General features: G+C 71.5%; 9 protein-coding genes. 3 read left to right on the top strand and 6 right to left on the bottom strand.

Features of this window, described 5'->3' with window-relative positions:
• The first annotated feature begins 223 nt into the window (after window positions 1–223).
• From AB0J16_RS16610 to AB0J16_RS16600, 3 genes are read left to right on the top strand one after another with little or no spacing between them, the layout of a single operon-like run.
• Window positions 224–1,258: an iron ABC transporter permease gene (locus tag AB0J16_RS16610; protein ID WP_358539618.1), complete on the top strand. Its 1,035-nt coding sequence runs from the start codon at window positions 224–226 to the stop codon at window positions 1,256–1,258.
• Window positions 1,258–2,301, top strand: a complete 1,044-nt coding sequence (locus AB0J16_RS16605; RefSeq protein WP_358539615.1) for an iron chelate uptake ABC transporter family permease subunit — start codon at window positions 1,258–1,260, stop codon at window positions 2,299–2,301. Before AB0J16_RS16610 ends, AB0J16_RS16605 begins: the two co-directional genes overlap by 1 nt.
• Entirely contained in the window at window positions 2,298–3,080 is a 783-nt protein-coding gene (locus AB0J16_RS16600; RefSeq protein WP_358539612.1) for an ABC transporter ATP-binding protein, read from the top strand. Before AB0J16_RS16605 ends, AB0J16_RS16600 begins: the two co-directional genes overlap by 4 nt.
• Before the next feature lie 81 nt (window positions 3,081–3,161).
• On the opposite strand, the gene ftsY is transcribed toward AB0J16_RS16600, so the two are convergent.
• From ftsY to rnc, 6 genes are all read right to left on the bottom strand, one after another.
• Window positions 3,162–4,349: a signal recognition particle-docking protein FtsY gene (gene ftsY, locus AB0J16_RS16595; protein ID WP_358539609.1), complete on the bottom strand. Its 1,188-nt coding sequence runs from the start codon at window positions 4,347–4,349 to the stop codon at window positions 3,162–3,164.
• A gap of 214 nt (window positions 4,350–4,563) precedes the next feature.
• The gene (smc, locus tag AB0J16_RS16590; protein WP_358540332.1) at window positions 4,564–8,307 is read right to left on the bottom strand and encodes a chromosome segregation protein SMC; all 3,744 of its coding nucleotides are present in this window, start codon (window positions 8,305–8,307) and stop codon (window positions 4,564–4,566) included.
• A gap of 200 nt (window positions 8,308–8,507) precedes the next feature.
• Window positions 8,508–8,702, bottom strand: coding sequence for a hypothetical protein (locus tag AB0J16_RS16585; RefSeq protein ID WP_090938435.1), 195 nt, complete (start codon window positions 8,700–8,702; stop codon window positions 8,508–8,510).
• A gap of 191 nt (window positions 8,703–8,893) precedes the next feature.
• Complete coding sequence (locus AB0J16_RS16580; protein ID WP_358539607.1) at window positions 8,894–9,163, bottom strand: acylphosphatase; 270 nt, start codon at window positions 9,161–9,163, stop codon at window positions 8,894–8,896.
• 63 nt (window positions 9,164–9,226) lie between these two features.
• Window positions 9,227–10,072: a bifunctional DNA-formamidopyrimidine glycosylase/DNA-(apurinic or apyrimidinic site) lyase gene (gene mutM, locus AB0J16_RS16575; protein ID WP_357950453.1), complete on the bottom strand. Its 846-nt coding sequence runs from the start codon at window positions 10,070–10,072 to the stop codon at window positions 9,227–9,229.
• A complete protein-coding gene (gene rnc / locus AB0J16_RS16570) occupies window positions 10,073–10,792 on the bottom strand; it encodes a ribonuclease III (RefSeq protein ID WP_357950763.1) in 720 nt (239 codons plus the stop codon).
• Between the last annotated feature and the right edge of the window lie 188 nt (window positions 10,793–10,980).

The following is a 10,980-nucleotide window of genomic DNA, read 5'->3' as shown; positions in this document are numbered from 1 at the left end:
CGAGCCGCCGAACGGAGTGAGGCAATAAGCAGGGAGCGCCGGGAGCGAAGCGACCAGAGCGACGGAGGAAGACGACGGCATCAGGCGACCGAGCCGCCGAACGGAGTGAGGCAATAAGCAGGGAGCGCCGGGAGCGAAGCGACCAGAGCGACGGAGGAAGACGACGGCATCAGGCGACCGAGCCCGCCGCACGGAGTGCGGCAATGAACACAGGAGGAGCCGCGTGACCACTACTGCTGTGGCGCCGCGCCCGCACGGCGTGCAGCATCGGCGGCTCACCGTTCTACTGGTCCTGCTCGGGGCCGTCGTGATCGGCGTGGTGCTGAGCATCACGATCGGCGCCAAGTCCGTACCGCCGGCCGACGCCTGGCACGCGCTCACCGCCCCGACCGGCACCGAGAACGACATCGTCATCCGCTCCCTACGCGTCCCCAGGACCGTGCTCGGCGTACTGGCCGGGTTAGCACTGGGCGTCGCGGGCGCGCTCATGCAGGGCCACACCCGCAACCCACTCGCCGACCCCGGGCTCCTCGGCGTGACGCAGGGGGCGGCGTTCGCGATGGTCGCCTCGATCATCCTGCTGGGCGCCTCCAGCCTGCTCGCCTACATCTGGTTCGGCCTGGCCGGCGCGCTGATCGCCAGCGTCGGCGTGTTCGCGCTCGGCATGGTCGGCGGGCGCGGCGGCCCGACGCCGGTCACGCTCGCCCTGGCGGGCACCGCCGTGAGCGCCTTCCTGTACGCGCTGACCTCGGCCATCGTGCTCCTGGACGAGCAGGCGATGGACGTGTTCAGGTTCTGGCAGGCAGGCTCCATCGCCGCCCGGGGCTCCGAGGTGGTCTGGCAGGTGCTGCCGTTCATCCTGGTCGGCCTGGTGCTGGCGATGGTCAACGCGCCAGGGTTGAACGCGCTGGCCCTAGGCGAGGATGTCGCCCGCGGCCTCGGCCAGAACATCGCTCTCACCCGCACCGTCGGCGTCGCCGCCGTCACCCTGCTCACCGGCGCCTCGGTGGCCGCCTGCGGGTCGCTGGCGTTCGTCGGGCTGATCGTGCCGCACCTGGTCCGCCCGCTGTCCGGCACCGATCATCGGTGGCTGCTGCCGTACTCCGGGCTGGTCGGCGCCGCGCTGCTGCTGCTCGCCGACGTGATCGGCCGCGTGGTCGCCCCGCCGGGCGAGTTGGAGGTCGGCGTGGTGCTCGCGCTGCTCGGCGCCCCCTTCTTCGTCGTCCTGGTCCGCCGCAGAAAGCCGGTGCGACTGTGATGACGACGATCCCGCTGCGGGTGGCGGGCCTGTCCTGGCGGGTGCGGCCGCGCGCCGTCGCCGTCACGCTCGGCGGCCTGGCGCTCCTCGGCCTGCTCATGGCCCTGAACATGCGCATCGGCGACATCCCGATGAGCCTGTCCCAGGTGCTGGGCGGCACGTTCGACGTCAACAGCGCCGAACACTTCGTGATCATGGAGCTCCGCCTGCCGCGCGCGCTGACCGGCGCCCTGGTGGGCGCGGCGCTGGCGCTGTCCGGCGCGATCATCCAGTCCATAGCGCGCAACCCGCTGGCCAGCCCCGAGATCCTCGGCGTCACCACCGGCGCCTCCGTCACGGTCGTGGCCGGGGTGGTGGCCAGCGGCAGCGCGTACGGCGGGGTCAGCGGCCTGCTCTCGACCCTCGGCATCCCCCTCCTGGCGCTGGTCGGCGGCCTGGCGGGAGCCGTGATCGTGTACGCGCTGGCCTGGCGGCGCGGGCTCGACGGCTACCGGCTGGTCCTGGTCGGCATCGGCGTGGCCGCGGTGTTCACCAACATCAAGTACTGGCTGCTGACCGTCGGCGACGTGAACGACACCGGCCGGGCCATGGTCTGGATCAGCGGCTCGCTCAACGGCCGGGGCTGGGAGCACGTGCTGCCCGTGGCGCTCGCGCTGGTCGTACTCGTGCCGCTGACGCTGCTCGGCACCCGTTCGCTCGACGCGCTGCGCTTCGGCGACGACACGGTCACCGCGCTCGGCCTGCGCATGAACCCTGCCCGCGCGCTGATGATCCTCGCCGCGGTGCTCCTCGCCGCCGTCGCCACGGCCTCGGCGGGCCCGATCGCGTTCGTCGCGCTGGCCGCGCCGCAGGTCGCGCTCCGGCTGACCCGCTACGGCCAGCCACCGCTGTTGTCGTCGGCGGTGGTCGGCGCCGTGCTGACCGCCGCCGCCGACCTGATCGCGCGTACCGTCTTCTCCCCGATCGAACTGCCCGTCGGCGTCGTGACCGCGGTCCTCGGCGCCCCGTACCTGATCCACTTGATCTGGAAGGCGCGCAAATGAGGCTCCAGGCCGTCGACGTCAAGCTCGGGTACGGCGATCGCACCATCGTCGATGGGCTCGACCTCGGCATCGAGGCGGGGACGGTCACCACGATCATCGGCCCCAACGGCTGCGGCAAATCCACCCTGCTGCGCGCGCTCGGCCGGCTGCTCCGGCCGCAGGGCGGCGAGGTGCTGCTCGACGGCAAGCGCATCGACCGGACCCCCACTCGCGAGGTGGCCAAGGTCCTCGGCGTACTGCCCCAGGCGCCCACCGCGCCGGAAGGGCTGACGGTCGCCGACCTGGTCGCCAGGGGCAGGCACCCGCATCAGACCTGGTACCGGCAGTGGTCGTCGGACGACGAGTCGGCCGTGGACGAGGCGCTGGCCATGACCGGCCTGGCGGACCTCGCCGAACGCCCCCTGGACGAGCTCTCAGGCGGGCAGCGTCAGCGGGCCTGGATCTCCATGGCGCTGGCCCAGGGCACCGACCTGCTGCTGCTCGACGAGCCGACCACGTTCCTGGACCTGGCGCACCAGGTGGAGGTCCTGGAGCTGGTACGGCACCTGCACGGGGCGGCGGGCCGGACCATCGTCATGGTCCTGCACGACCTCAACCTGGCGGCCCGCTACACCGACCGGCTGGTGGCCATGCGGGAGGGCCGCGTGGTGGCCGCGGGCGACCCGCACGAGGTGCTGACGGAGGAGCTGCTGCGGGAGGTGTTCGAACTGGACGCCAAGATCATCGCCGACCCGGTGGCAGGCACGCCACTCGTCATCCCCATCGGCACACACCGCTGAGGGCGCTCACGCCTGAACCACTGGCGGCACGCAGCCCTGACGGCCGGTCGGCACGCCCGCCGCACATCATCATGTCCCGATTTACTTGGAATTGTCGTCGCCGAGAATGGCGTCCACGAACACCTCAGGATCAAAGGGCGCCAAGTCGTCGGGACCCTCGCCAAGCCCCGCCAGCTTGACCGGAACCCCCAGCTCCCGCTGGACCGAGATGACGATGCCGCCCTTGGCCGTGCCGTCGAGCTTGGTCAGCGCGATGCCGGTGATGTTGACGACCTCGGCGAACACCTGAGCCTGCCGCATCCCGTTCTGGCCGGTGGTGGCGTCGAGGACGAGGAGCACCTCGTCGACCGTGGCCTTCTTCTCGATGACCCGCTTGACCTTGCCCAGCTCGTCCATGAGGCCGGTCTTGGTGTGCAGGCGGCCGGCGGTGTCGATGATGACGACGTCGGCCTTCTCCTCGATGCCCTTGGCCGTGGCGTCGAAGGCGACAGAGGCGGGATCGCCGCCCTCCGGCCCGCGTACGACGTCGGCGCCGACCCGATCGCCCCAGGTCTGGAGCTGGTCGGTGGCGGCGGCCCGGAACGTGTCCGCCGCGCCGAGCACGACCTTCTTGCCGTCGCCGATCAGCGCGCGAGCCAGCTTGCCCGTGGTGGTGGTCTTGCCGGTGCCGTTGACGCCGACGACGAGCACGACGGCGGGCCGCTCGCCGTGCTTCTGGACATGCAGCGTACGGTCCAGATCGGGGTTGATCTGGGCGAGCAGCTGCTCCCGGAGCAGCTTGCGCACCTCCTCGGGAGTGCGGCTGCCGAGCACCTTGACCTTCGTGCGCAGCTCCTCGACCATGGCGCGCGTCGGCGCCACGCCGACGTCGGCGGTGATCAGGCTCTCCTCGATCTCGTCCCAGACCTCGTCGTCGAGGCGGTCGCGGGACAGCAGCTCCAGCAGGCCGCGCCCGAGCGTGCTCTGCGAGCGGGCCAGCCGGGAGCGCAGCCGCACCATCCGGCCGGCGGACGGCGGCGGCACCTCGATCTCGGGCGTGACGACGGCGGGTTGCGCGGGCGGCGGGAGCGTGGTGGTCGCCCCTCCCCCCTCACCCTCCTCCGCGCTGGGCGCCGGACGCTGCTCGGGGAGCGTGGGCGCCTGGGGCGTCTCGGGCGGTTCGACCGGCGGCGCGCCCTTGCCACCGGGCCTGAAGAGCAGGAAAAGGCCGCCGGCCGCCAGCAGGGCGACGACGACCACGATCACGATGACGCCGAGGTAACCATCCACAACAGGTCAGTTTTCCAGATGGACCGGCATGCTGATGACCCGCGCCGCGCGGACCGGCCCGATCGGGGGCCCAGACGATCAGGCCCGACCGTCAGGACCGGACGACCGGGACCGGACCATCGGGGTCAGACCATCGGGGCCGGATGGCCGGGACAAGCCGGCCTGGACCAGATGGCCGGGACGGAACGACCGGGACCGCATGGCCGGGCCGACGTCAGGCGGACTCGCGCTCCCGGAGTCGCTGGCTGACCACCTGGGTGACGCCGTCGCCGCGCATCGACACGCCGTAGAGGGCGTCGGCGATCTCCATCGTCCGCTTGTTGTGGGTGATGACGATCAGCTGGGAGCTCTGCCGCAGCTCCTCGAAGAGCCGCAGCAGCCGCTGCGTGTTGGTGTCGTCGAGGGCCGCCTCCACCTCGTCCATCACGTAGAACGGGGAGGGCCGCGCCTTGAAGATGGAGATCAGGAACGCCACCGCGGTCAGCGACCGCTCCCCACCCGACAGCAGCGACAGCCGCTTGACCTTCTTGCCGGGCGGCCGGGCCTCGACCTCGATGCCGGTGGTCAGCATGTCACCGGGCTCGGTCAGCACCAGGCGGCCGTCGCCACCGGGGAACACCCGGGTGAAGATCTGCTCGAACTCCCGCGCCACGTCCTCGTAGGCGGAGGAGAACATCTGCTCCACCCGGTCGTCGACCTCCTTGACCACCAGCAGCAGGTCGCGCCGGGTCTTCTTGAGGTCTTCGAGCTGCGAGTTGAGGAAGGCGTGCCGCTCCTCCAGCGCCGCGAACTCCTCCAGGGCCAGCGGGTTGACCTTGCCGAGCTGGTTCATCTGCTTCTCGGCGATCTTGGCCCGCTTCTCCTGCTCCTCGCGTACGTAGGGGACGGGCGGGTCGCCGGGGACCGGGGCCTCCGGGCCGTACTCGGAGATCAGCGACTCGGGCTCGACGCCGAACTCCTCCAGGGCGCGCTGCTGGAGCTGTTCGAGGCGGAGCCGCTGCTCGGTGCGGGCGACCGCGCTGCCGTGGACCCGGTTGACCAGCTTGTCGAGCTCCTGGCCCAGCTCGCGTACGTGCAGGCGGACCTGCTTGAGCTCGGCGTCGATCGCGACCCGGGCCAGGTCGGCCTCGTCGCGTTCGCGGGCGGCGAGCTGGATGGACGTCGCCAGGACCTTGAGCACCTGCTTGGCGCCGTTGCTCACGGCCTCGGCCACCGCGGCCTGCCGCCTACGCCTGGCCCGCTGGGCGGCGGCCTCGGCGCGTTCGTGGCGTTCGCGCTGGGCCGCCCTGATCAGGCCGTCGGCCCGGCCCTCGATGCCCTTGACCCGCTCCTCCGCGGTGCGGACCTGCAGCCGGGTCTCCATCTCGCGCTGCCTGGCGACCTGGCAGGTGGCGGCCAGCTCGTCGCGGACGTCGGTGGTCGGCTCGGTCTCCAGCTCCTGCGCGTATTCGGCCTCGGCCAGCCGGATCTCCAGCTCGGCCAGCTCCTCCAGCCCCTCGGCGCGGGACTCCTCAGCCGTCGTGACGCTCTTGGCGAGGCGCTGGGCCTCGGCGCGCGCGGCGTCGGCGGCGGCTTCGAGCTGGGCCAGCCGCTTGGCCGCCGCGGCGTTGCGCTGGTCGGCCTCCCGCTGCCTGGCTCTGACCTGGTCGAGCGCGCCCTGGGCGGCGTTGACCCCGGCCTGGGCGGTGCCCGCGGCGGTCTGCGCCTCGTTGACCTGGCTCTGGGCCGACTCCAGGGCCTGCTGCGCGGCCTGCTCGGCGGCGGCGGCCTCCTCCAGGGCGGCGGCGGTCTCCTCGGCCCTGCCCTCGGCCTCCTCCAGGTCCGCGATGGCGTCGTCGAGCGCCGCCCGCACCTGCAGCACCGAGGTGCCGCCCTCGGAGCCGCCGCTGGCCAGATGGGCGCCGACGAGGTCGCCGCCTCTGGTCACGGCCCGCAGCTCGGGATGGGCGGCCACGATCGCGCGGGCGGCCTCGAGGTCGTCCACGACGACGACGCCGGCCAGCACATGGTCGAGGGCGGGCCTGAGGTGTCCGGGCACCGTCACCAGCGCGGCGACCCACCGGCTCCCCTCAGGCGCGGCCGCGCGTACCTGGTCGGCGGCCCGCCCATCGGAACCCGCAGCGTGATCGTCGGCCAACGCCACGCCATGCCGATCACCGCCTGGTCCGGCGGAACCCGCCACCAGGAGGGTCGCCTGGCCCGCCTCCTTGACGCGGAGCAGTTCGAGGGCGCCGATCGCGGTCTCCACCGTCTTGACGGCGATCGCGTCGGCGATCGGCCCGAGCACGGCCGCGACCGCCGGCTCGGCGCCCGGCGTGACCTGCATCGACGCCGCCAGCGGGCCGAGCACCCCGGCCAAGTCGGTCTCAAGGAGGGCCGCACCGCCGTCGCCCTTGGCCAGGCCGAGCTCCAGCGCCTCGCAGCGGGCCCGGAGAGCGGCCACGGACCGCTGGGCCTCCTGGTCGGTGGCGCGGGCCGTGCCGATGCCCGATCGGGCGGCCTGGAGAGCCGCTCGCGGCGCGTCGAGCGCGGACTTGGCCTGCTCGACCGTCGCGCGAGCCTCGTCGGCCGCCGCCTTGGCCTCGTCGACCAGTGACTGCGCGGTGACCAGCTCCGCGGCCAGCGCCGGGTCGACGGCGGGCTCCTCCAGTCGCCGCGCCTCCAGGTCCTCACGGGCTTGGCGCTCACGTCCGGCGGCCTCGGTCACGGCGCGGGTGAGGCGGCCGATCTCGTCTTCGGCGGCACGGGCCCTGCTGCGTACGGAATCGACCTGGCCGCGCAGTTTGGCCAGGCCCTCGCGCCGGTCGGCGGCGGCCCGTGAGGCCATCGCGAGCCGCTGCTCCTCGGCGCTCAGCTCGGCCTCGGACTCCGCGCGCCGCTGGACCGCCTCTTCCAGCAGCTCCTGGGCGTGCTCCAGCTCCGCGCGGAGGATCAGCTCGTGCTCGCGTACCTCGGCGGCCTCGCGTTCGAGCTCCTCCGGGTCACGCCCGCGCCGCTCGATGGCGGCCGCGTCGAGTGCGTGCCGGTGTCGTTCGGCGGCCAGTTGTTCGAGGCCGGTGATGCGTTCGCGCAGGGAGGAGAGCCGGAAGTAGGTCTCCTGGGCGGCGCTCAGCCGGGGCTGGGCCTCGGCCTCGGCGCTCTCCAGGGCGGCCTCCCGCTGCTGACCCTCGGCCAGCTCGGACTCCACCCTGGTGCGCCGGGCCAGGATCGCCGCCTCGTCGGCCGCCTCGCGCTCCAGCGTCTCGCGTAGCACGCACACGTCGTCGGCCAGCAGGCGCAGCCGCGCGTCGCGCAGGTCCGCCTGGATGACGGCGGCCTTGCGGGCGATCTCCGCCTGGCGGCCGAGCGGCTTGAGCTGGCGGCGCAGCTCGGTGGCGAGGTCCTGGACGCGGGTGAGGTTGGCCTGCATGGCGTCGAGCTTGCGGAGCGCCTTCTCCTTGCGCTTGCGGTGCTTGAGTACGCCAGCGGCCTCTTCGATGAACGCGCGCCGATCTTCGGGACCCGCGTGGAGCACGGCGTCCAGCTGGCCCTGGCCGACGATGACGTGCATCTCACGGCCGATGCCCGAGTCGGACAGCAGCTCCTGGATGTCGAGCAGGCGGCAGGTGTCGCCGTTGATCGCGTATTCGCTCTGGCCCGACCTGAACATCAGGCGGCTGATCGTGACCTCGGTGTAGTCGATCGACAGCGCGCCGTCGGAGTTGTCGATGGTCAGCGTCACCTCGGCCCGGCCGAGCGGCGGCCTGGAGGAGGTGCCGGCGAAGATGACGTCCTCCATCTTGCCGCCGCGCAGCGACTTGGCGCTGTGCTCGCCCATGACCCAGGCCAGGGCGTCGACGACGTTGGACTTGCCGGAGCCGTTGGGGCCCACCACGCAGGTGATGCCGGGCTCGAAGCGCAGGGCGGTCGCGGAGGCGAACGACTTGAAGCCGCGCAGGGTGAGGGTCTTCAGGTGCAAGACCACGCCCCCTTCTCCGAGAAACCGAGCTTCCGCGAGATGACTTCGGAAAAGCCTACTGGTCTTCACTGCCCCATGAGGGCGGGTGCAGTCGAGGCCACGCCGGTCTGGTAAAGGAGGCGCCAAACTCTAGGGAATAAGCAAATAACAAGGGACGCCTCTTCGAGACGTCCCTGGGGTGTCGTGCGCTCCGGACACTCTTAGGTGAGTGCCGGCTCGCGCTCTTGCATACGGCTGAGCGCCTCGTCGCGGGTTTGCGCCGCAAGAGCGTCATTCGTGGCCTGGAGTCGGATGAGTTCTGCCTCCAAATCCCGGATCCGCTGTTGCAGACGGCGCATCTCCGAGACCATTCGAGGGTCAGGACCGCCGACGTGGCCGAGTAGAGCCTTCGCCATGGTAAAGGGTCCTCCACGCTGAGTGACCAGACTGGTTCGCGCACTTCTTATTCCGCGGGAGGGGTGCGCGTGGTACCTAACAAGAGTCGCACCGGCAGTGTGGGCGGTCAAGTCGAACGACCCGCATAGACTCACCCTCAGGCACTCCCGACATACAACTATACCCTATTTGGGCTGTTTAACGAAACCCCTTACCTCTCCACAAACCCACCCAAACTACCTCGGGCTTCGCTCCATCGTTCCACCACTCCATCGACTCTGCCCGGCGTGTCGCAACCTCTGAGCAGCTCCAGCAGCTTGACGCAGGACTCTTGTGTGCCTTCCGCCACTATCTCCACCCGGCCGTCGGTCGCATTCCTCGCCCAGCCCGTGAGTCCGAGCTCCAGAGCCCGAGCGCGCGTCCACCATCGGAAGCCCACTCCCTGCACTCGCCCCCGCACCCAGACCGTCAACCGCACCATGGGATCCCCCTTTTTCCTTTACGCAAGCCGAACCCAGGCCACCACACAGTCCGGAGGACTCGCTCAGCGAGGCTTGCGCTGGCAGGTCGGGCAGCTGTAGGACGAGCGGTTCATGAACGGGTCGCGCCTGATCGGGGTGCCGCAGCGGGAGCAGGGCTGGTCGCGCCGGCCGTAGACCTCCAGGGAGCGCTCGAAGTAGCCGCTCTCCCCGTTGACGTTGACGTACAGGCTGTCGAAGGACGTCCCGCCCTGCAGCAGGGCGGCGCCCATGACCTGGCGGACCGCGGCCAGGAGCTCGGCGATCTTGGGGCGGGTGAGGGTCTGGGTGGGCCGGGCCCAGTGGAGTTTCGCCAGCCAGAGCGCCTCGTCGGCGTAGATGTTGCCGACTCCGCTGATCAAGGACTGGTCGAGCAGGGCCCGCTTGATCTCGGTCTTCTTCTTGCGCAGGTTCGTGGCGAAGGCGGCCTCGTCGAACGCCTTCTCGAACGGGTCGGGGGCTATGTGCGCGATCGGCGCGGGGATGCCCTCGACCAGGGGCGTGAGCATGACGTGGCCGAAGGTTCGCTGGTCCACGAAGCGGAGGTCGGAGCCGCCGTCGGCGAAGCTGAGGCGTACGCGTAGATGCTTCTCCAGCGGCGAGTCGGGCGGCACGATGAGCAGCTGGCCGCTCATGCCCAGGTGCGCCAGGAGCGCCTCGTCGTCGCCCGAGAGCGGCAGCCACAGGTATTTGCCGCGGCGCTCCGCGGAGAGCACCGTACGGCCTCTCAGGCGCGCGCAGAACTCCTCGACGCCCGGCACGTGCCGCCTGGTGGCGCGGGGATGGAGCACCTCGGCTGAGGCGATCTCCCGGCCGGTGACCCATTCGGCGAGGCCGCGGCGGACGACCTCGACCTCCGGCAGCTCTGGCACCTAGCCCGCCGGCTGGCTCTCGCGCTGCTCGCGGCGGGCCCTGATGCGGGTCCACGCCGCCTCGGCCGCCTGCTGCTCGGCTTCCTTCTTGCTGCGACCGGTGCCCGCGCCGTAGGACTCCCCGCCCACCCGCACTTCGGCGGTGAACGACTTGGCGTGGTCGGGGCCGCTCTCCTCGACGTGGTATTCGGGCACGCCGAGCGCCTCTGAGGCGGTGAGCTCCTGCAGCGAGGTCTTCCAGTCGAGCCCGGCGCCCAGCGAGGCCGAGCGGACGATCAGCGGGTCGAACAGCAGGTGCACGACCCGGAACGCCTCGTCGAGGCCCTTGTCGACGTAGACGGCGCCGATCAGCGCCTCCAGCGTGTCGGCCAGGATCGAGGACTTGTCGCGGCCGCCGGTGCCCTCTTCGCCCCTGCCGAGCCGCAGGAACCGGCCCAGGCCGAGCGTGCGGGCCACATCGGCCAGGGCACGCATGTTGACCACCGCGGCCCGCAGCTTGGCCAGCTGCCCTTCGGGCAGGTCGGGATGGTTGCGGTAGAGGGTGTCGGTCACGACGAGGCCGAGCACCGAGTCGCCGAGGAACTCCAGGCGCTCGTTGGTGGGCAGGCCACCGTTCTCGTACGCGTAGGAGCGGTGGGTCAGCGCCCGCTCCAGGATGTCGGAGCCGAGGCCGACCAGCAGCACCCGCTCCAGCTCTTCTCGGGCGACCTCGACGGCCACCGGCTTAGGACCTGCGCCCACGTGCTTCCTCCTCGGACATCTTCACATGGCGCGACGGCTGCGGAAGATGCCCGAAAACGTGGTGGGCGTCGGGGGGACCAAACCCCGGCGTCCACCACGGCCGCGGGCGAACCGCCACCGCACGCGTCAGACGGTAACGCCGACCGGGGCACAATGGCACCCGGTCG

Origin of the sequence: Nonomuraea sp. NPDC049750, from assembly GCF_040659625.1 — a bacterium.
Lineage (GTDB): Bacteria > Actinomycetota > Actinomycetes > Streptosporangiales > Streptosporangiaceae > Nonomuraea.
The sequence above is the reverse complement of the archived record's forward strand: the minus strand, read 5'-3'. Positions and strand labels throughout refer to the sequence as shown.

Excerpts from the sequence above, each read along its gene's own strand:
- AB0J16_RS16600 (WP_358539612.1), top strand. The coding sequence starts at position 2,298 with ATGAGGCTCCAGGCCGTCGACGTCAAGCTCGGGTACGGCGATCGCACC.
- AB0J16_RS16585 (WP_090938435.1), bottom strand. The coding sequence starts at position 8,702 with ATGGCGAAGGCTCTACTCGGCCACGTCGGCGGTCCTGACCCTCGAATG.
- AB0J16_RS16605 (WP_358539615.1), top strand. The coding sequence starts at position 1,258 with ATGACGACGATCCCGCTGCGGGTGGCGGGCCTGTCCTGGCGGGTGCGG.
- AB0J16_RS16580 (WP_358539607.1), bottom strand. The coding sequence starts at position 9,163 with ATGGTGCGGTTGACGGTCTGGGTGCGGGGGCGAGTGCAGGGAGTGGGC.